The organism is Hyphobacterium lacteum (assembly GCF_036330345.1).
Classification (GTDB): domain Bacteria; phylum Pseudomonadota; class Alphaproteobacteria; order Caulobacterales; family Maricaulaceae; genus Hyphobacterium; species Hyphobacterium lacteum.
The window spans coordinates 234,316-253,728 of record NZ_JAZDRP010000005.1; the positions used below are offsets into that span (position 1 = coordinate 234,316).

At 61.2% G+C, this 19,413-nt stretch carries 18 protein-coding genes and 1 pseudogene; 10 read left to right on the plus strand and 9 right to left on the minus strand.

Annotation, left to right across the window (positions count from 1 at the left end):
- Positions 1–23 precede the first annotated feature (23 nt).
- Positions 24–1,232, plus strand: a complete 1,209-nt coding sequence (locus tag V0U79_RS10050) for an acyltransferase family protein (protein ID WP_330199372.1) — start codon at positions 24–26, stop codon at positions 1,230–1,232.
- Positions 1,233–1,285: 53 nt separating this feature from the next.
- On the opposite strand, the gene V0U79_RS10055 is transcribed toward V0U79_RS10050, so the two are convergent.
- From V0U79_RS10055 to V0U79_RS10070, 4 genes are all read right to left on the minus strand, one after another.
- On the minus strand, positions 1,286–2,107 hold the full coding sequence (locus V0U79_RS10055; RefSeq protein ID WP_330199373.1) for an enoyl-ACP reductase FabI: 822 nt from the start codon (positions 2,105–2,107) through the stop codon (positions 1,286–1,288).
- Positions 2,108–2,128: 21 nt separating this feature from the next.
- A complete protein-coding gene (gene fabB / locus V0U79_RS10060) occupies positions 2,129–3,343 on the minus strand; it encodes a beta-ketoacyl-ACP synthase I (protein WP_330199374.1) in 1,215 nt (404 codons plus the stop codon).
- Positions 3,344–3,370: 27 nt separating this feature from the next.
- A complete protein-coding gene (gene fabA / locus V0U79_RS10065; protein ID WP_330199375.1) occupies positions 3,371–3,901 on the minus strand; it encodes a 3-hydroxyacyl-[acyl-carrier-protein] dehydratase FabA in 531 nt (176 codons plus the stop codon).
- A 137-nt stretch (positions 3,902–4,038) separates the two neighbouring features.
- Entirely contained in the window at positions 4,039–4,533 is a 495-nt protein-coding gene (locus V0U79_RS10070) for an SH3 domain-containing protein (protein WP_330199376.1), read from the minus strand.
- A gap of 109 nt (positions 4,534–4,642) precedes the next feature.
- Between V0U79_RS10070 and V0U79_RS10075 the strand changes: the two genes are divergently transcribed.
- Positions 4,643–5,542, plus strand: a complete 900-nt coding sequence (locus V0U79_RS10075; protein WP_330199377.1) for an MBL fold metallo-hydrolase — start codon at positions 4,643–4,645, stop codon at positions 5,540–5,542.
- 87 nt (positions 5,543–5,629) lie between these two features.
- Positions 5,630–7,723, plus strand: a complete 2,094-nt coding sequence (locus V0U79_RS10080; RefSeq protein ID WP_330199378.1) for an alpha/beta hydrolase family protein — start codon at positions 5,630–5,632, stop codon at positions 7,721–7,723.
- Here V0U79_RS10080 and V0U79_RS10085 read toward each other — a convergent pair.
- A complete protein-coding gene (locus tag V0U79_RS10085; RefSeq protein ID WP_330199379.1) occupies positions 7,720–8,463 on the minus strand; it encodes a HesA/MoeB/ThiF family protein in 744 nt (247 codons plus the stop codon). The two genes, V0U79_RS10080 and V0U79_RS10085, sit on opposite strands and share 4 nt — an antisense overlap.
- Before the next feature lie 70 nt (positions 8,464–8,533).
- Here V0U79_RS10085 and V0U79_RS10090 point away from each other — a divergent pair, with 70 nt between their 5' ends.
- Positions 8,534–9,817 (plus strand): ATP-dependent DNA helicase, encoded by a 1,284-nt coding sequence (locus V0U79_RS10090; RefSeq protein ID WP_330199380.1) that lies wholly within the window; start codon positions 8,534–8,536, stop codon positions 9,815–9,817.
- On the opposite strand, the gene dut is transcribed toward V0U79_RS10090, so the two are convergent.
- Positions 9,814–10,266 (minus strand): dUTP diphosphatase, encoded by a 453-nt coding sequence (gene dut / locus V0U79_RS10095; protein WP_330199381.1) that lies wholly within the window; start codon positions 10,264–10,266, stop codon positions 9,814–9,816. The two genes, V0U79_RS10090 and dut, sit on opposite strands and share 4 nt — an antisense overlap.
- Positions 10,267–10,291: 25 nt before the next feature.
- Positions 10,292–11,490: pseudogene (coaBC, locus tag V0U79_RS13695) on the minus strand (bifunctional phosphopantothenoylcysteine decarboxylase/phosphopantothenate--cysteine ligase CoaBC).
- A gap of 95 nt (positions 11,491–11,585) precedes the next feature.
- Here coaBC and V0U79_RS10110 point away from each other — a divergent pair.
- Complete coding sequence (locus V0U79_RS10110; protein WP_330199384.1) at positions 11,586–11,996, plus strand: MAPEG family protein; 411 nt, start codon at positions 11,586–11,588, stop codon at positions 11,994–11,996.
- On the opposite strand, the gene ubiB is transcribed toward V0U79_RS10110, so the two are convergent.
- Together ubiB and V0U79_RS10120 are read right to left on the minus strand one after the other, a co-directional pair.
- The gene (gene ubiB / locus V0U79_RS10115; RefSeq protein WP_330199385.1) at positions 11,993–13,561 is read right to left on the minus strand and encodes a 2-polyprenylphenol 6-hydroxylase; all 1,569 of its coding nucleotides are present in this window, start codon (positions 13,559–13,561) and stop codon (positions 11,993–11,995) included. The two genes, V0U79_RS10110 and ubiB, sit on opposite strands and share 4 nt — an antisense overlap.
- Before the next feature lie 61 nt (positions 13,562–13,622).
- Positions 13,623–14,417 (minus strand): class I SAM-dependent methyltransferase, encoded by a 795-nt coding sequence (locus V0U79_RS10120; RefSeq protein ID WP_330199386.1) that lies wholly within the window; start codon positions 14,415–14,417, stop codon positions 13,623–13,625.
- 20 nt (positions 14,418–14,437) lie between these two features.
- Between V0U79_RS10120 and mutM the strand changes: the two genes are divergently transcribed.
- The 5 genes from mutM to dnaA all read left to right on the plus strand — a co-directional run bounded on the left by mutM (position 14,438) and on the right by dnaA (position 19,346).
- Entirely contained in the window at positions 14,438–15,301 is an 864-nt protein-coding gene (gene mutM, locus V0U79_RS10125; protein WP_330199387.1) for a bifunctional DNA-formamidopyrimidine glycosylase/DNA-(apurinic or apyrimidinic site) lyase, read from the plus strand.
- Positions 15,302–15,397: 96 nt separating this feature from the next.
- Positions 15,398–16,279 (plus strand): TraB/GumN family protein, encoded by an 882-nt coding sequence (locus tag V0U79_RS10130; protein WP_330199388.1) that lies wholly within the window; start codon positions 15,398–15,400, stop codon positions 16,277–16,279.
- Positions 16,280–16,399: 120 nt separating this feature from the next.
- On the plus strand, positions 16,400–17,176 hold the full coding sequence (locus tag V0U79_RS10135) for an enoyl-CoA hydratase (RefSeq protein ID WP_330199389.1): 777 nt from the start codon (positions 16,400–16,402) through the stop codon (positions 17,174–17,176).
- 115 nt (positions 17,177–17,291) lie between these two features.
- Complete coding sequence (gene rpsT, locus V0U79_RS10140) at positions 17,292–17,558, plus strand: 30S ribosomal protein S20 (RefSeq protein WP_330199390.1); 267 nt, start codon at positions 17,292–17,294, stop codon at positions 17,556–17,558.
- A 426-nt stretch (positions 17,559–17,984) separates the two neighbouring features.
- Entirely contained in the window at positions 17,985–19,346 is a 1,362-nt protein-coding gene (dnaA, locus tag V0U79_RS10145) for a chromosomal replication initiator protein DnaA (protein WP_330199391.1), read from the plus strand.
- Positions 19,347–19,413 lie beyond the last annotated feature (67 nt).

Genomic DNA, 19,413 nt, shown 5'->3' on the forward strand with positions numbered 1-19,413 from the left:
GGATCGAAACAAGGAGACCGGTCATGTCCGAACCTGCCAATCCTAACGCTGTCTTTGCCCGCCGCTATGATCTCGACTGGTTGCGGATCATCGCTTTCGGGCTGCTGATTTTCTATCATGTAGGCCGCTTCTTCGACACCGAGCCCTGGCACGCCAAGAGTCTGAATGCAGGCGCCGCCATCGAGCCGGTCATGTGGCTATCGACCCCCTGGCGCTTGCCGCTGCTGTTCTTCATTTCCGGTGTGGCGATCCGCTTTCTGTCCGACAAGCTGGGCTCGGCCCGTTTTGTCCTCGACCGGACCTGGCGCCTGTTCCCGGTGCTGGTCTTCGCGGTGTTCGTGATCGTCCCGCCCCAGACCTATTCGGAAGTCGTCAGTTCGGGTGCTTTCTCCGGTAACTTTTTCGACTTCTACGCGCTCTATGCCGGCGTGCTCGGTGGGCCCTGGGAGGTCATCACACCGACCTATAATCATCTCTGGTATGTCGCCTATTTGTTGATCTACTGCCTCATACTGGCGCCCGTATTGCCGGTCCTGCGCTGGTTGGCGGACAGCTCAGCCCTGACCGGAATTGGAAACTGGTTCAGCCGTGGGTGGGGGCTTCTGGCCCTGTTGGCTCTGCCGGTTATTCCTTTCCTCATCTATCGCTTTGCCCTGGCACCCGACTTTCCTGTCACCCATGCGCTGGTCGATGACTGGTATAATCATGCTGTCAGCCTGACCTGCCTTCTGATGGGCTATCTTGCGGCGAAGAATGGCGGATTCTGGCAAGGCGTATCGCGCCTTTTTCCGGCTAGCGCCACGCTGGCCATTATCCTTCTGGGCGGTCTGTTCTGGGCGTATTCGCATCTCGATTCCCTGGCCGGAAATGCGGTCCTGCTCTGGGCTGCGCGACTGGCTCGGGTTGCCCTCCTTTGGGTGATGATCATGGCCCTGTCGGGCATGGCCATGCGCTTTCTCAATCATGACGGGCCGCTGCGGCGCTATTTCACCGCGGCTATTTTCCCCTATTACATTTTGCACCAGACGATCATCGTCGTCGTCGGGTTCTGGATCCGTGATGCCGGGCTGGGTCCATGGCAGGAATTCGGCGTTCTCGCCGGTGCGACCATCATTGGCTGCGGGATGGGCTATGAGCTGGTACGGCGTATCCCGCTGCTGAGGCCTTTCATGGGGCTGAAGCTGAAATCGGGCCGAAAGCCCGAGCCACAGGGAATGCCCGCCCGCGCATGAAAAAAGCCCCGGCCAGTGGCCGGGGCTTTGCCTTTCCGGAAACGAGATCCGGATTATTCGTCGTCATCATCCGTCGACGGCACGGCCACAGCGTGGAAGCCGGCATCGACGTGCAGGGTTTCACCCGTGCAGGAATGACCCAGATCGGACAGCAGGTAGAGCGCGGCCCCGGCCACACCTTCCATGCGCGTGTCTTCCTTCATCATCGACCATTCGCGGCCGGTTCTCATCAGCGCCTTGCCGCCGGAAATGCCGGCCATGGCGAGGGTGCGCATCGGGCCGGCAGATAGTGCATTCACCCGGATGCCTGACGGGCCGAGATCGCGGGCCATATAGCGGGTCGAGGCTTCCAGCGCGGCCTTGGCCACGCCCATCACATTGTAGGACGGCACAACGCGCTCGGAGCCCAGATAGGTCAGGGTCACCATGGATCCGCCATCGGGCATCAGGTGGGAGGCGCGCTTGCCGGCATCCACAAAGGAGAAGGCCGAGATTTCCATCGCCCGGCGCCAGCCCTCTCGGGTGGTGTTCTCGGTGAAGGAGCCGACCAGCTCGTCCTTACCGGCAAAGGCAATGGCGTGAACCAGAAAGTCCATCTTGCCCCATTTTTTCTCGATGGCCGCAAAACAGGCATCCATGGAGGCATCGTCAGTGACGTCAGCCGACAGCATGAAGGGCTCACCGCCCAGGCTTTCCACCAGCGGGCGGACGCGCTTTTCGAGCGCTTCACCCTGATAGGAAAAGGCCAGCTCGGCGCCCTGGGCGGCCAACTGCTGGGCGATGCCCCAAGCAATCGAATTCTTGTTGGCGACGCCCATGATGAGGCCGCGCTTGCCTTTCATCAGATCGCCGGTCGGGAAAACGGTATCAGACATTAGAGAGCCTCTTTTTAAGGGTCAGACTTTGGAGACGACGACCGTGCCGTTCGTGCCGCCAAAGCCGAAGGAATTGGACATGGCGGTGCGGATATCGGCATCCCGGGTCTCGGTGACGATGGGCAGGTTCAGGGCGGCGATATCCGGGTCCATGTCGAAAACATTGATGGATGGCGCCACGAAGCCGCCCTGCATCATCAGCAGGGTGTAGACGAGCTCATGCGCTCCGGCAGCGCCCAGCGAGTGACCGGTCATCGACTTGGTTGCGGAGATCATCGGCGCGCTTTCGCCGAAGACCTCTTTCACAGCCTTCATCTCGGCGATATCGCCCACCGGCGTCGCCGTGGCGTGCGGGTTGAGATAGTCGATTTGGCCGGAGACGGTTTCCATGGCCAGTCTCATCGAGCGGACAGCCCCTTCACCGGACGGCGCGACCATGTCATAACCGTCGGACGTGGCGCCATAGCCGGTGATTTCGGCGATGATCGGTGCGCCGCGCTTCTTTGCGCGCTCATACTCCTCGAGCACGACCACACCGGCGCCGGCGCCGCCGACGAATCCATCGCGATCCTTGTCGAAGGCGCGAGAGGCCTGCTCGGGTGTGTCATTGTACTTCGTCGACATGGCGCCCATGGCGTCGAACAGATTCGACAGCGCCCAGTGAATTTCCTCACAGCCACCGGCAAACATCACATCCTGCTTGCCCCACTGGATCTGCTCGGCGGCGGCGCCGACGCAGTGCAGTGACGTCGTGCAGGCTGAAGTAATGGAATAGTTCACGCCGAGAATTTTGAACGGCGTGGCCAGCGTTGCGGAAGCTGTCGAGCTCATGGCCTTGGGAACGGCAAACGGGCCGATACGGCGCGGCCCCTTGTCACGCGTGATATCGGCGGCATCGACAATGGTGCCGGCCGATGGACCTCCAGACCCCATGATGATGCCCGTGCGCGGATTGGAAATGTCTTCCTGTGCGATGCCGGAAGCCGCAATCGCCTGTTCCATTGCCATATAGCACCAGCCCGCGCCTTCGCTCATGAAGCGGTAGACGCGCTTGTCGACGTGCTCGGCGGGATTGATGGACGGTTTGGCGCCGACCTGGCACTTGAAGTTATGGTCGGCAAAATCCTGCATGAAGCGGATGCCGGACTTGCCGGCTTTCAGCGATGCACTGACCTCTTCGGCATTGTTTCCGATCGGGGAAATCACACCCAGTCCGGTAATAACAACACGGCGCATTGACGAACTCCTTGAAATGTACGGGGCTCAGCCCTGCTGACGCGCGAGATCTTCCGGCTTGAACAGGCCGACCTTCAGATCCTTGGCTTTGTAGATTTCCCGACCATCGGCAAACATGCGGGCATCGGCGACGCCGAGCACGAGGCCGCGGCGGACGATCTTTTTCATGCTGATCTCATAGCGGACGAGCTTCACGTCCGGGGTCACCTGTCCGGTGAATTTCACTTCACCACAGCCCAGCGCGCGTCCCTTGCCGGGATTGCCTTCCCAGACCAGCCAGAAACCGACCAGCTGCCACATGGCATCCAGGCCCAGGCAGCCCGGCATCACCGGGTCGCCCGGGAAGTGGCACTCGAAGAACCATTTGTCGGATTTGATATCCAGTTCCGCGACGACCTGGCCCTTTCCGTATTCACCCCCCTCCTCGGAGATGTGGGTGATACGATCCAGCATCAGCATCGGCGGGGCAGGCAATTGGCCGTTCTCCGGCCCGAAGAGCTCTCCTCGAGAGGAGCGCAGCAAATCTTCGTACGAAAGCGCGTTCGGACGTTCTGTCATTTTCGATCCCGGGCGGTGACGGTCCGCTGTGTTTCTTGGAGCGGAGGAACAGGCCGTCAGGCTTCCCCCGCTTTCGACCGTCAGCGGTATCATGCGGGGATGGCAGGCTCAAGGCATGGCGGCTGTTATCGCGCGCCTCAATCTTGACCCAGATCGGTGGGCATCAGGCCCCATACGGCCTCTGCCCGGGCCCAGCCATGCATCCCCTGCGCCTCGAACCGGCACCAGCCATCGGCGCATCGCTCAAGATCAAGGATCGATCCGGCTTCTGCTACCGCCTCGACATTGGCCTCGTCGTCCGGCCGGATACGCAGCTCGGTCTCGGCTGGCACATAGACGGTACGGCGGCCCGACAGCAGGGAATGGTGCATCCAGGTCACCTCGCCATCCGGGTCCTCGACCCGCCGCCAGTCGGGCGCCTCGGCGGTCACCCTGAGCGGCAGCCCTTCGCGGACATAGCGCCAGACAATGGGGTGCTCGCGGCTGGGTCCCGCCCGTCCATTGGCCACCCCGACCTTCAGCGAGACAAAGCGCGGCACAGGATAACCGGATGGTGTCTCGGCGTCCTGTGCCAGAGCCGGGGCCATGCCGGACAGCAACAGGATCGAGAGAAGAAAAGGCCAGGCGCGCATGCTGCGATCCATGCCCTGTTTGCAGTGAACAGGCCGTAAATTGGTTGTGATCGGGAGGACCTTTCGGAAATCCCGCCCTATATTGCCGGACAAGACAGGGAGACCGACAATGAAAACCATGCTTGCGATCACACTTTCCGCCGGCTTTGCCGCTGCGGCCTTTGGCCAGGACGCGCCCGAGCTGAGCTTCGAAAACACCGAATTGCGCGGCGGCGTTATCATGATGTCGACCGGAAGGGCCGGAAATGTCGGCCTGCTGGTTGGCGAGGACGGACTGTTACTGATCGACGACCAGTTGCCGGGAACGGGCCCGCAGGTGGAGGCTGCCATCGCCGAGCTGGCAGGTGAAGGCGTGCCGCGTTTCATCCTGAATACGCACTATCATGGCGATCATGTCGGATCGAATGATCACTTCCATGCCGAAGGTTCCATCGTGGCCGCGCATCACAATATCCGGACGCGCTTGGCCGGTTCTGATGAATTCAACGCTGAAGGGTTTCTGCCGATCCTCACATTTGGCGATGACCTGCACTTTCACATGAATGGTGAGACGGTTCGGGCCGTCCATGTTCCGAACGCGCATACCGATGGCGACGCGATTGTCTATTTCGAGAACGCCGATGTTTTGCATATGGGCGATACGCTGTTTTCCGGCCTTTTCCCCTTTATCGACCTTGCCGGTGGAGGCTCGGTTGAAGGCTATGTCGCCGCCATGGAGCGGGCCTATGAGATGGCCGGCGAGAATTCGCAGGTGATCCCGGGACATGGCCCGCTATCCACGCGCGAGGATATCCGCGCCTCGATCGAGATGGTGGAAGCAACGCGCGCCATCGTTACGCCCATGGTCGAAGCGGGGATGTCTCTCGAAGAGGTTCTGGCCGCCAATCCGCTGGCCGATTACCACGAGGACTGGAACTGGGGCTTCATCTGCACGCCGCGCATGATCGCAACGCTCTATCACGATGCGGCCGGCGATGGGACCAGCCCGCTCGGACAGTCGTGCAATTAGTGATCGGCAAACGCAACTGTCTGCATCAAGCATCTGAAGTTGCATGAATCGGGCATTCCCCTTTTAATCCGTGAAGAGGGGAGTGCCATGCGTTCTTGGATAATTGCGTTGCTTGTGGGGTTGGCATCGGGTGCCGCCAGTGCCCAGCCGATAATGCCCGAAATCGGTCAGGCCGATATCGAGGATTTCATCGATACACCGGAGACGACCCGGCCGCGGCTTTCGCCCGATGGCCGGTTTCTCGCCTATATGGTCCACACGGACCATGAAATCGATGGCGATGTCCTGATCATCCAGGATCTCGATGCGGAAGAAGGGACCGAAGCCCTGCGGGGCGGCTTCGGGCGTTTTCCGATCATCAACATTGCGTGGGCCAGCAATAATCGTGTTCTCGTCACCCTGCTGATTGACGGCCAGGTCCAGTTTGGCCGGTATTTTTCCATGTCTGCGCCGATTGTACGGACATTGAGTATTGACCGCAGGGATATTACCCAGCCAGTGGTCCTGTTCGAGAGCGAAGGCCGCCGGGTTTTCCAGAATATATACAATGCCGCGGGCAATACGCTGGTCCATTCGCTACCGGATGACCCGGAACATGTTCTGATGTCAGCCTATCGGGGCGATGCCCTGCACCTGTGGCGGGTGAATGTTTTCACCGGCGAAGCGGATGTCGTGGAGCGTGGTAATTCCCGGACACTGCACTGGCATACCGATGCTACCGGCTTTGCAGTGATGCGCATCGATTCCATTTCGAACGGCCGTCAGATACGCGTTTTCACGCGTGAACCCGGTGCGAGGCGCTGGCGGAGAACCCGCACCTATCGGGTCAATGAACTGACAGACCGCAACGCCGATTTCGACTGGGTGGGCATATCGGACCAGCCCGGCATGATCTATGTCTTCAGCCGCCAGGAGGGCGCCGACCGCCGCGGTCTTTATTTGTATGATATCGCTAATGAAACCTACGCTGAAGTCATGGCGGAGCATGACCGGTACGATATTCAGCGGGGCATTGTCAGCCCGCATGGCGGAGCCTTCCTCGGCTATGCCTATCAGGCAGACCGGATGGAGGTTGAAATCGTTGATCCGGACCTGCGCCGGCACTACCGGGGAATTGTCGGCTTCTTCGGTGAGAATGTATCCGTCATGCCGGAGGAGTTTTCCGGCGACCGGATGGTCCTCGTTGTTTCCGGTCCGAGAGAGCCCGGAGTCTACTATCTGTATGACCGGGCAGAACGGTCGATTTCCCCGATTTTCTCGTCACGGCCGAGATTGCCGCCGGATGTCCTGCACGACGTCGAGATCCTCAGATACCAGGCCTCGGACGGGCTGCAGCTGACCGCCTATCTGACACGCCCCCGGCGCGGGATGGGGCCGGCGACACCGCTGGTTCTGCTGCCTCATGGCGGCCCGGAAATGCGTGATATCTACGATTTTGACCTGTTCGCGCAATATTATGCTTCGCAGGGTTATGCGGTGTTGCAGCCGAATTTCCGGGGCTCGTCGGGCTATGGCCGCGCCTTTGCGGAATCTGGTTACGGTGCCTGGGGCGACCGCATGCAGAGAGATCTTGATGATGCTGTCCAGTCATTGATCGATCAGGGAAGAGTGGCGCCCGACAGGATATGCATTGCCGGCTTCAGCTATGGCGGATATGCCGCGCTGGTTGGCGGAGCCCAGCGCCCGGACCTCTATCAATGCGTGTTTGCCGGAGCCGCCGTCACCGATCTCATCGGGTTTGTCGATCATTGGGAGGATGTCGACGAGGACGCACACGAGTACTGGCAGGAGGCCATCGGCAACACACAGACCGATCGTGACCGGCTGTTCTGGGTCTCGCCCGTCAATCTGGCGGACCGGATGACGATGCCGGTCCTGCTGGTTCATAGCACGGACGACCCCATCGTGCCTTTCGAGCATTCTCGCATGATGGCCGATGCGCTTGAGGAAGCCGGAGCCGAATATCATTTCCAGATTTTCAGTGATGGTGGCCACTCCTTCAACCGGACCGGCTTGCTGCGATCGATTCTGACCCAGTCCACCGAATTATTTGACCGGACTATTGGCCCCGACCGGTTCAGCAATGAGCCGATTTTCCCGGAGGAGCTCTTCCCGGACGTCGAGATTGTCGAATCCGTCAAAGGCGCGGTCAGTGTGCTGGAAGAGGCATCGACCGACTAACCACAAACCGGGCAGGCTGGGTCTTTGGTAATTTTCAGGGTCCGGCTGGTGCCGGCCAGCCCGTCATAAAGCCAGAGCCGCCCGGTCAGCGGGGTGCCGGCGCCGGTGATCCATTTGATCGCCTCCAGCGCCATCATCGAGCCGGCAATGCCGGTCAGCGCCCCGACGACTCCAACACGCTCGCATGTCTCGGCGTCTGGCGGCATGGCGGGCACAAAGCACTGATAACAGGGCTGGTTCCTGTCGGTGCCTGACGCAAACAGGCCAACTTGACCGCTCCAGCGGCCGACGGCACCGGAAACCAGAGGCTTGCCCAGGACATGGCAGGCCGCATTTACCGCAAAACGGGTTTCGAAATTATCGCAACCATCGAGGACGATGTCGGCATCGGCCAGCCAATGACCAGCATTTTCCGCATCGATGGCCTCGCGCACTGAGATGATCTTTCCATGCGGATTCAGATTGGACAGATGATCGCCCGCCGCTGCTGCCTTGGGCTGGCCGATATCGGCGGTGGTGAACTGGATCTGGCGCTGGAGATTGTCGAGGCTGACGACATCGGGATCAATCAGGGTGATCCGGCCAATGCCGGCTGCGGCCAGATAGAGCGCTGCCGGACCGCCCAGTCCGCCGGCCCCGATAATGACAATGTGAGAGGCTTTCAGACGCTGCTGACCCGGTCCTCCGATTTCCTTCAGGACCAGATGGCGTGCATAGCGCTCGATCTCTTCATCTTCCATGGCTTCCGGTTAGCATTGCGGCCGCATCCTGCCTATGGCGGTTTTTCAGCAAACAGGTCAGTGTGCGCTCATGTCCCTTCCCGCCGCCCAGTCCGATACCACGCAAGCTGCCCTTGATCTGCTGACCACCGGGCGCGCCCACATTTTTCTCACCGGGCGGGCGGGCACCGGCAAAACCACCCTCCTGCGCCGCTTTCTCGAACAGGGGGGCGGGCGTGCCGCCGTCGTGGCGCCGACCGGCGTGGCAGCGATGAACGCCGGCGGTCAGACCATCCACTCGTTTTTCCGCTTTCCGCCGCGTCTGATCGAACCCCATGACGTCAAGCGCCTGCGCCATGCCCGCGTGCTCAATGAAATCGAGACGCTGGTAATTGACGAGATCTCCATGGTGCGCGCCGACATGATGGCCGCGATTGACCATTCGCTGCGCCTTCACCGCGATTCCTCGGAGCCCTTTGGCGGGGTGAGGATGATCGTCGTCGGAGACCTCGCCCAATTGCCGCCCGTGGTGGACGGGCAGATTGCCCAGTATCTGGACGAGATGTTCGGCGGGCCGTTCTTTTTCAATGCGCCGGGCTTTCGCGAGGCCGGATTTCTGCGGCTGGAGCTGGATACGGTCTTCCGCCAGTCGGACCCGGATTTCATCGACATCCTGGCGGCGGTCCGTGAGGGCCGGGTCGGCGAGCGTGAGGCGGGTTTGCTGAATGCCTGTGTGACCCAGGCGACCGGGTTCGACGCCAGCGGCAGCCATGTCGTGCTGACCCCGACCAATCAGGCCGCGCACGACATCAATGCCGCGCGGCTGGCCGCACTGCCGGGCGATATCTCGGCCTACTCATCCAGGACGGAAGGCCAGTTCGATCCCCGTCTTTTCCCGACGGAGGACCCGCTCATCCTCAAGCCCGGTGCGAGGGTGATGATGATCCGCAATGATCCGAACGGGCGCTGGGTAAACGGGACAATGGGTGTCGTGGCGGAGCTGGAGAAGGATGCGGTCCGGGTGCGCGTCGCCGAGGACACACACCGCGTCGAACCGGCGGCCTGGGAGCGCTATTCCTACAATTACGATGCGGCGAAGAAATCGATCGACAAATCCGTGGTCGGCGCGTTCAAGCAGCTGCCCCTGCGGCTGGCCTGGGCGATGACGGTCCACAAGGCGCAGGGACTGACGCTGGACCGGGTCTATATAGATTTCTCACGCGGCATGTTTGCGCACGGGCAGGCCTATGTGGCGTTGTCACGGGCAAGGTCGATGGAAGGGCTGAAGCTGTCCCGGCCGCTGCGTCCGCGCGATCTGGTCATTGACCCGCGGATCAATGATGTCTCGGCCTATTGCCATGACGCGTTGATCTAGACGCCGGTTGAGCCGAAACCGCCCGTGCCCCGTTCCGTCTCGCTGAGTCTGGCGACAGGGGCCCATTCGATCTGGGTGACCGGAGCGACGACCATCTGGGCGATGCGTTCGCCGCGGCGGATCTCGAAAGGCTCGCTGCCGTGATTGATCAGATTGACCTTCACCTCGCCGCGATAATCCGCATCCACCGTGCCCGGTGAATTGACGATGGAGATGCCCTTCTTGGCGGCCAGGCCGGAGCGCGGCCGGATCTGTGCCTCATAACCGTCGGGCAGGGCGATAGCGAGCCCTGTCGGGATCAGTTGCCATTCGCCCGGCTGAAGAATGACGGGCGCGTTGTCTTCAACTGCCGCGGGCAGGTCCAGACCGGCGCTGGCAGCGGTCTGGTATTTCGGCATTTCAAGCCCGGAAAAATGCGGCAGCGGCGAGACCTGGACGATCACACTCATGGATTTTCTCCCCGTTTGACCCTGCCTAGCGGCTGGAGAAATGCGCGTCCATGGCTGCGGCAAGGTTTTCCGCAATTGTCTTCTTCGGGGCGCGTTTCCATTCGGTTTCGTGCGTTTGGCCGATGAGCCATGCGGCATTCTCGTCACCGCCCATCACATCGCCGGAGACATCATTGGCGATGATCCAGTCACAGCCTTTCCGAAGCCGCTTCGCACGCGCGCGGTCCAGCATATCATGGGTTTCGGCGGCAAAGCCGATCACGAGCGCGGGCCGGTCATTTTCCCGCTGTGCGATGGTGGCGAGGATGTCCGGATTTTCGACGAGGTCGAGCGAGGCGCCCTGTGCGGCTTTCTCGGCCTTTCGGGCCTGCTTGCTGGCAGGACGCCAGTCAGCCACCGCGGCGACGGCGATAAAGGCATCGGCAGGCAGAGCGGTTTCAACAGCGGCCAGCATGTCCAGAGCGGTTTCGACATCAATCCGTTCAACGCCGTTCGGGCAGGGAAGGCAGGTCGGACCGGAGATCAGTCTGACGTTGGCGCCCCCCGCAGCGAGCGCTTCGGCGATCAGATAGCCCTGCTTTCCGCTGGAGCGATTGGAGAGAAAGCGTACCGGATCGATCGGCTCGATCGTGGGACCGGCGGTCACGACGATGCTCTTGCCCTGCAAGGCGCTCATGCCGATGTCCGCGAAAGCCGCCCTTCAATGGCGTCGGCAATCGCCGCGGGTTCGGCCATGCGGCCGGGGCCGAACTCCCCGCAGGCCATCTCGCCTTCATCCGGGCCGATCAGCTCCACGCCGTCAGCTTTCAGCGTTGCCGCGTTTCGCCGGACGGCTGCGTGTTCCCACATGCGCACATTCATGGCCGGGGCCATCAGGACCGGCTTGTCGGTCGCCAGAAGCGCCGTCGAGGCCAGATCATCGGCCAGGCCGTTGGCGCATTTGCCCATGAGATTGGCCGTAGCCGGAGCAACAACCACCAGATCGGCCGAGCGGGACAATTCGATATGCCCCATCTCGACCTCATCGGTCAGCGAGAACAGATCCGTATAGGCTTTCTCGCCGGACAGGGCGGCGACGCTTAGCGGCGTGACGAACTGCTCGCCAGCACGCGTCAGGATGCAGCGCACCCCGATCCCGCGGCGTTTCAGCTCGCGGATCAGCTCCAGCGATTTGTAGGCCGCAATGCCGCCACCAATGATCAAAAGGACGCTTGTGTCCGCCATCTTGTTCTCCATTGCCCGCGTCCTAGCGCGAATTTGCTCGCGAGGGGAGGGCAAAGCGCGCTAGCCTTTGACGATCATTGTTCCGGGAGGGGAAAATGCCATCCATACTTCTTGCCGCTGCAGCGCTCGCAGGGCTGACCCTGTTTGTCTATTTTCTGCTGACCGTGGTTGGCATCATTGCCAACGCCAAGGGCGATCTCTCCGCCGAATATTCTCTGACCAAGACCGGTACGCCTCCGCCTGCCTATATTGGCAATATCGGCCGGAATTTCGTCAATCTGACCGAGATGCCGGTCCTTTTCTACGCGCTTGTCGCCTTGCATCTCGCCGGAAATGTCGAGGTGTCAGGCCTGCAGCTGATGCTGGCCTGGGCCTATGTGGCGCTGCGCTATCTGCACACGCTGATCCATATCACCGTCAACACGATGGGGTTGCGCTTCCTGGTCCACAGGATTTCCGCCATCATTCTGGTCGTGATGTGGGTGAACTTCGCGCTGGCGCTCTAGAACAGGCCGTATAGCGCGGCGCCGGCACCACCGGCGGCCACCGCCAGAACGCCATAGCCCAGCCAGCGCCAGATGCGGCCCTCGCGCTGGCGGCCGGCCAGCCGGTCAAGGCTTTCAGTGTCCAGCCGGACCTCGCCCGAGCGCAGCCGGGCACCGGCTTCGGCCCAGTCATCAATCGCGCCGGGCAGTTTGCGGGCGCTGTCGCGCAGGCGCTTCACATCCGCCACAAAGTCGGCCGCGACGCCTTCCGGGCCGAGCTCGCGCCGCATCCATTTTTCGACCACAGGCGCGGACGCCGTCCACATGTCGTGTTGCGGGTTGAGCTGGCGGGCGACACCTTCGGACTGGACCATTGTTTTCTGCAGGAGGACCAGTTCAGGCCGCAAATGCATGTCGAAAAGATCGGTGATCTCGAACAGCTGCAGCAGCACACGGCTCATCGGAACCTCGTCTGCCCGCTTGCCGAATATCGGTTCGCCGACAGCGCGAAGGGCCGAGGCGAAATCCTCTATCGAATGGCGCTGCGGCACATAACCGGCATCGAAATGAGCTTGGGCCGCCCCGGCATAATCGCGGGTCAGAAAGCCGTGCAGGATCATCGCCAGGAAGCGGCGTTCCGACTTGCCGATCCGGCCCATAATGCCGAAATCGACGGCCCAGAGATTACCGTCCCGGTCCGCAAACAGGTTCCCGGCATGCATGTCGGCATGGAAGACGCCGGTTTCCAGTGCACAGGTCAGGAAAGCGCGGGTCAGCGTCACCGCCAGCGCGTCCCGGTCAATGCCGGCCTTGTCGATGCCGTCGATATCGGTGAGCGGAATGCCGTCGATCCATTCCGTTGTCAGAACCCGCTTGGCCGAGCGTTCCCAGTTGACGGCCGGAACCCGGAAATTCTCGGCATAGGCCGCCGCTTCGGCCAACTCGCTGGCCGCCGCCGCTTCGAGCCGGAGATCGGTCTCCAGCTCGGTCGCGCGGGCCACGGTTTCAACAAATTTGACAGGCTCGAGCCGTTTGGCGGCCGGGACCAGCTTCTGGACGAGGGCGGCACCCAGTCGCATCGCGCGGATGTCTTTGGCCAGCCGCCTTTCGATCCCGGGCCGCAATATCTTTACGGCGACGGTCTGGCCATCCGTGGTGACCGCCTTGTGGACCTGCGCAACCGAGGCCGCGTTGACCGGTTCTCCAAAGCTTTTGAAGCTGGCCGACAGCGCGCCGCCCAGCTCGCGCTCCAGCGTGGTGACGGCCACGGCCTGATCGAACGGCGGCATCTGGTCCTGCAGGCGTGACAGACCCCGGGCAAACCGCTCGCCAACCACATCGGCGCGGGTAGCCAGCACCTGGCCGAATTTCACATAGGTCGGTCCCAGCTTTTCCAACGCCCGGGCCAGACGTTCACCCGGATTGTCGGCCTCACCGCGCTTCGAGAACAGGCGCGTGAGCGCCGCAAAGGCTTTCAGCGAAGGCGGGAATTTGTCCTGATACTCGCGCGGGAAAATGGCGTCATAGCGCGCCAGCATGAAGCCGGCGCGGCCCAGACGACCTAGAGAGGCGAGTGTTCTCAACATGATTGGGAGGGTTTAGTGCGCGGTTGCGGCCTTGGCGAGCGTGGTATGCGGTCGCACGGGATCAGATTTTCCAGCCGGTGTGCAGGGCTGCGATGCCGCCGGAATAATTGGTCACCGAAACCTGCCCGAAGCCGGCCTCTCTCAGCTCATCAGCAAAAGCGTCCTGGTTGGGGAAGCGGCGGATGGATTCGACCAGATACTGATAGCTGTCGCGATCCTTCGCGATGGCCTCGCCAAGAACCGGAATCGCGTTGAACGACCAGGCATCATAGATGCGTTCCAGTGCGCGCGTCGTGGGCCGGGAAAATTCCAGGCACAGGAAACGGCCGGCGGGCTTGAGCACGCGGCGCATCTCTTTCAACGCGGTGACGCGGTTGGTCACGTTCCGGATGCCGAAGGCGATGGTGACACAATCGGCCGTATTGTCCTCGAACGGCAGAAATTCGGCATTGCCGACCGCCCAATCGAGATGGGCCGCATCGCCGCGTTTCAGCCCCGCCAGCAGCATTTGCTCATTGATGTCACAGACGATGGCGCGGGCGGGACCGCCACTGCGTGTCTTACGGCGTTTTTCCGCCTTGGCCACGAAAGCGCGAGCCAGATCGCCGGTGCCGCCGGCCACATCGATCAGAACCTCACCCGGTTGCGGGTTGGCGCGCTCGATTGTCATGTCCTTCCAGGCCCGGTGGATACCCAGAGACATCAGATCGTTCATCAGGTCGTAGCGGCGGGCCGAACGGTCGAAAACGCCGCGCACCAGCGAGGCCTTCTCGGTTTTCGGCACGTCGCGAAAGCCGAAGGATGTGGTTTCTGATTGCGTGTCGGTCATCGTGGCGGACAATAGGGCAATGATCATGGCTTCACCAGCGCGACATCATGCCCGAGCTTCCTGAAGTTGAAACTGTCCGGCGCGGGCTTGAGCCCGTCATGACGGGGCGGCGCATCCTGCATGCCGAAAACCGGCGTCCGGATCTGCGCTTTCCGTTTCCCGAGCGATTTTCCGAGCGGTTGACCGGGCAGATTGTCGAGCGCCTTGAACGGCGCGCCAAATATCTGCTGTTCCGCCTGTCCGGTGGCGAGACGCTGCTCTCGCACCTTGGCATGTCCGGCCGGTATACGATCCATGCAGGTCAGAAGGCCCTGAAGCCGGGCGAGTTTGTTCATGCGCCACCGACGCATGAAAAGCATGACCACGCTGTCTTCGACATGGACGGGGGTGCCCGTATCGTCTTCAACGATCCGCGGCGCTTCGGTTTCATGGTGATGTTTCCGACCGGGAAGGAGGACGCCGTGCCTTTCCTTCGGGATCTCGGCCCGGAACCCAATTCCAATGCGTTCTCGGCCCCCTTTCTTCGGGAAAGGCTGGCAGGAAAGGCGGCGCCCCTGAAGGCCGCATTGCTCGACCAGCATGTGGTTGCCGGGCTGGGCAATATCTATGTGTGTGAAGCCTTGCACCGGTCCGGCCTGTCGCCGCGCCGCAAGGCACGGAGCGTGGGCCCCGAGCGTGCCGAGCGGCTGGCGCTGGCGGTCCGCAATGTCATTGATGAGGCGATTATGGCCGGCGGCTCCAGCCTCAAGGATTTTGCCTCGGCCAATAGTGAGCTGGGCTATTTCCAGCACAGCTTCCTTGTTTATGGCCGCGAGGGTGAGGATTGCCGCAAGGCAGGCTGTGGCGGGCAGATCCGGCGGATCGTGCAGTCCGGCCGCTCGACCTTTTTCTGCCCTGTTTGTCAGCGATAGGAGAGACCGGCGCCTGCGCAGTCCCGGTTTTCAAGTCAGCCCGGGTTCAGAATAAAAAGTGCCATCTGGTCGAGGCACCGAAGGACAGGAAACGGAATGAGCATGAATTTCATCAGGACACTTGGCAGCGGGCTGATCGCGACCGCGCTTCTGGCGGGCACGGCCTTTGCCGACCCCTCGCTCTGGCACATCGAGGACGAGGACAGCGACATCTATATCTTCGGCACGGTTCATATCCTGCGGCCTGGCCTGGACTGGCAGAGCGAGGAGATCATGGAGGCGTTCGAAAGCGCGGATACGGTCTATTTCGAAGCGCCTGTGAACGATCCGGAGCAGGCCGCGTCGATGCGCAGCGCGCTTCTTATGAATGCCGCCAACCCGGCAGGAGTGACACTGTCCTCGCTGGTCAGTGAAGACACGTGGGCCCGGATTGAACGCTTTGCGCCGCGTGCTGGTCTGTCTGCAGCGCAGCTCGAAACCGTCAGGCCGTGGCTTGCATCGGTGACGCTCGGGGTCGGATTCATCCAAGCAGCCGGTTATGATCCCAATTCTGGCGTTGAATCCACTTTGTGGCCGCTGGCCAGTGAAGCGGGGAAAACGCTGGCCTATTTCGAAACGGTTGAGGAGCAGGTCGGTTTTTTTGCCAACCTTCCGCCTGAGATCGAACTTGAGCTGCTGGAGCAAACAGTATCGGATCTCGAAGCTGGTCCGGATCAACTGGACTCGCTGGTGACGGCATGGGCCAACGGCGACCAGTCGACGATCGATAATGTCATGAATGCCCAGATGCGCGCAGACGCGCCTCACGTGCATGATGTCATCATCGTCCAGCGCAATGAGCGATGGGCAGAGGAGATCGAGGACATGCTTGCCGGATCGGGCACGATTTTCATCGCAGTGGGTTCGGGGCACTTGCCGGGTGAGCAGGGCGTGATCTCGCTCCTGCGGGACCGCGGCATTACTGTCGCCGGTCCGTAACTCTTTTCGCGTCAAACTTTCAGCAACCGGGCAAGGGGTGGTGACCCCGCTGTCCGTTTGCGTTATAGCGGCGCGCTTATGACCCGGCAGCCCTTGGCTGCGTTCTGAAGGAGGCCTTTCGTGGGCTACAAGACCATCCAGGTGAAAACCGAAGGCCGCGTTGGTGTGATCACGCTTGACCGGCCGGAGGCGCTCAACGCTTTGTGTGATGCTCTGACAACCGAACTGGCTGACGCGCTGGCAAAATTCGAATCCGACGGCGAAATCGGCTGTGTCGTCCTGACGGGTTCCAAAAAAGCTTTTGCGGCTGGTGCCGACATCAAGGAATTGCAGAGCCAGGACTTTGTCAGCCTCTACATGGACGACCCGTTCGAAAAGACATGGGAATCCGTGGCGCGCTTCCGCAAGCCGATCATTGCCGCGGTTTCCGGCTATGCTCTGGGCGGTGGCTGCGAAATTGCCATGATGTGTGATTTCATCATTGCTTCGGAAACCGCCAAATTCGGTCAGCCTGAAATCAATCTCGGTGTAATGCCGGGGGCGGGTGGCACCCAGCGCCTGCCGCGTGCGATCAGCAAGGCCAAGGCGATGGATCTGTGCCTGACCGGCCGGATGATGGATGCCAAGGAAGCCGAGCGGGCGGGGCTGGTCAGCCGTATTGTTCCGGCTGATGACCTGTTGAGTGCGGCCATGGATGCGGCGGAAACCATCGCCTCGAAGTCCCTGCCGATCGCGATGATGACCAAGGAGGCCATCAACCGCTCCTTTGAGCTGGGTCTGAGTGAGGGCGTGCGTTGGGAACGCCGTGTTTTCCAATCGCAATTCGCAACGGAAGACCAGAGCGAGGGCATGGCGGCGTTTGCCGAAAAGCGGGCGGCGCACTTCAAGCACAAATAAGCGCGCAGCAAGTGTTGACGCGCGCGGCGGGGGCGAGTATACGCCCCGCCTCACGCGCGATCCCGGCAACGGGCGCAGCGATTAAGAATTTGAACGAAATAACGGAACTGGCTTCATGGCGAACACAGCCTCGGCAAAGAAAATGGTGCGCAAGATTGCCCGCCGCACCGCGATCAACAAATCGCGCCGCTCGCGCGTGCGCACCTTCATCAAGAAGGTCGATGCAGCGATCGCTGCCGGCGACAATGGCAAGGCGCGGGACGCCCTGGTCAAAGCAGAGTCGGAAATGATGCGCGCGGTCAACAAGGGTGTGTTCCACAAGAACACGGCATCGCGGAAAATCTCCCGCATGTCGGCTCGCGTGAAAGCGATGTCTGCCTAAGTTCCGGCATCAAAAAGTGAAATTCCGAAACGCCCGTTGTCATCGACAGCGGGCGTTTTTCGTGACCGCTCCGGGAATGGATTTTTGAGCCAATTTGGTCTGCTGCAGCGCATCAAAAAAACATGCAGATGCCAAATTCCTATCCTTTCACGGATTTTCTCGTGTCAAGGGAAGAATCACCTGATTCGGGTCTAAAGTTATGTTGACCGGACGGGGCCGCTGAGTAGTCTACGGGCTTCAGGCGTTCATCCCCATGCGGATAAATGACCAGCGCTGGTGGCGACCGTGTATGCGGCCGGCGGATGGTATCTATTTGCCTGAAATAACAATGGCTTGGCTGAATAAGGCTGGCCCAATAAGAGGGTGTCGGGGGACATGTCGGTAACGTCCGGTAATGCAATTAACTCACGGGAAAATGCAATTGAAATGACGGCTCCGGGGGGTGTCTGGCGTGAGGTGAGAGCTCACCTGCGCCGAGAGTATGGAGAGACGGTTTTTTCGTCGAATATGGCGCGTTTGCGGGTCCGCGAGGAAGCCGATGGCGGCCTTACGGTCATCGCTCCCAACCGGTTCTACCGGGACTGGGTCGATGACCATGCAGGCGCCCGGCTGAGAGCGCTCTGGGCCCAGCATGATCCGACGGGCAGAGCGATCCGTCTGGTGGCCGAGGAAGACCTGGCGCCGGCCGGGCCGGTTGCTGCAAAGCCGGCTCTGGTGGGCCCGGCTGCTGACCCCTCCGCCAATGATGCCGAGGTGCGCGCGGTCAATGAGCGCTTCACCTTCGATACCTTCATGGTGGGTCCGTCGAATGAAATGGCGTCGGCGGCTGCGCGGTCTATCCTCAACGCCTCGCCGTCGCCCTTCAATCCGGTTTTCTTCTATGGCGATTACGGTGTCGGCAAGACGCATCTTCTCAATGCCATTGCCCATTCGGTCGAGCTCGGCCAGTCGCGCCGCAAATCGCTCTATCTTACTGCTGAGGAATTCCTGTCCGGTTTTGTCAGCGCCATGCGCAAGAAGGACACGATCAGCTTCAAGGAATCCGTGCGGCGCGTGGATGTGCTGTTGATCGACGATGTCCATTTCATTGCCGGCAAGCCGAAGACAGAGGATGAATTCCTGCATACGGTGGCCTCGCTGATCGCTGACGAAAAGCAGGTGATCCTGGCCTCGCACAAGGCGCCGGCTGATCTGAACGTCTCCGACCCGCGTCTGGCATCACTGCTGAAAGGCGGCTTTGCCTGCGAGCTGCGCAAGCCGGACCTGGATTTGCGCCGCAAGATTCTCGACTGCAAGATCGCCCAGGCCAGCACGCACTATCCCGAACTCCATGTTCCGGAAACTGTGCGTGATTTCCTTGCTGCCCGGATGACGGCGAGTGCTCGCGAACTGGAGGGAGTGCTCAATAATGTCATTGGCCGCACGGCGCTGCTGGGCCGTCCGGTGACCATGGAGGCTGTCGAGGCCGCGCTGCGCGAATTGTCCATCGTCTCGGAGCGCCGGGTGACGGTCGATCTGATCCAGAAGACGGTGGCGGATCGTTTCGGTGTGAAAGTCTCGGACATTCTCTCCAAGCGCCGCACCAAGACTGTGGTCAAGCCACGCCATGTGGCGATGTATCTGGCCAAGACCATGACGACGCGCTCGCTCCCGGATATCGGACGCCGCTTCGGGGACCGTGATCACTCGACGGTGATCCATGCCGTCAACAAGATCACGGACATGATCGCTGCCGGCGACCCGGTGAAAGACGAGATCGAAAGCCTTTCGCGGGAAATCCGCGGCTGATTTCAGAGACGTTCCGGCCCGCTGCAATCGGGCGGGCCGGGGCGTATTGCGTTTGAGAAAATTTCGC

Bases quoted from the DNA above. Each gene is read 5' to 3' on its own strand.
- V0U79_RS10085 (WP_330199379.1), bottom strand. From the start codon at position 8,463: ATGGAAGATGAAGAGATCGAGCGCTATGCACGCCATCTGGTCCTGAAG.
- fabB (WP_330199374.1), bottom strand. From the start codon at position 3,343: ATGCGCCGTGTTGTTATTACCGGACTGGGTGTGATTTCCCCGATCGGA.
- V0U79_RS10075 (WP_330199377.1), top strand. From the start codon at position 4,643: ATGAAAACCATGCTTGCGATCACACTTTCCGCCGGCTTTGCCGCTGCG.
- V0U79_RS10130 (WP_330199388.1), top strand. From the start codon at position 15,398: ATGAGCATGAATTTCATCAGGACACTTGGCAGCGGGCTGATCGCGACC.
- V0U79_RS10050 (WP_330199372.1), top strand. From the start codon at position 24: ATGTCCGAACCTGCCAATCCTAACGCTGTCTTTGCCCGCCGCTATGAT.
- V0U79_RS10120 (WP_330199386.1), bottom strand. From the start codon at position 14,417: ATGATCATTGCCCTATTGTCCGCCACGATGACCGACACGCAATCAGAA.
- dut (WP_330199381.1), bottom strand. From the start codon at position 10,266: ATGAGTGTGATCGTCCAGGTCTCGCCGCTGCCGCATTTTTCCGGGCTT.
- fabA (WP_330199375.1), bottom strand. From the start codon at position 3,901: ATGACAGAACGTCCGAACGCGCTTTCGTACGAAGATTTGCTGCGCTCC.
- V0U79_RS10070 (WP_330199376.1), bottom strand. From the start codon at position 4,533: ATGCGCGCCTGGCCTTTTCTTCTCTCGATCCTGTTGCTGTCCGGCATG.
- V0U79_RS10080 (WP_330199378.1), top strand. From the start codon at position 5,630: ATGCGTTCTTGGATAATTGCGTTGCTTGTGGGGTTGGCATCGGGTGCC.
- V0U79_RS10055 (WP_330199373.1), bottom strand. From the start codon at position 2,107: ATGTCTGATACCGTTTTCCCGACCGGCGATCTGATGAAAGGCAAGCGC.
- dnaA (WP_330199391.1), top strand. From the start codon at position 17,985: ATGACGGCTCCGGGGGGTGTCTGGCGTGAGGTGAGAGCTCACCTGCGC.
- ubiB (WP_330199385.1), bottom strand. From the start codon at position 13,561: ATGTTGAGAACACTCGCCTCTCTAGGTCGTCTGGGCCGCGCCGGCTTC.
- mutM (WP_330199387.1), top strand. From the start codon at position 14,438: ATGCCCGAGCTTCCTGAAGTTGAAACTGTCCGGCGCGGGCTTGAGCCC.
- V0U79_RS10110 (WP_330199384.1), top strand. From the start codon at position 11,586: ATGCCATCCATACTTCTTGCCGCTGCAGCGCTCGCAGGGCTGACCCTG.
- rpsT (WP_330199390.1), top strand. From the start codon at position 17,292: ATGGCGAACACAGCCTCGGCAAAGAAAATGGTGCGCAAGATTGCCCGC.
- V0U79_RS10090 (WP_330199380.1), top strand. From the start codon at position 8,534: ATGTCCCTTCCCGCCGCCCAGTCCGATACCACGCAAGCTGCCCTTGAT.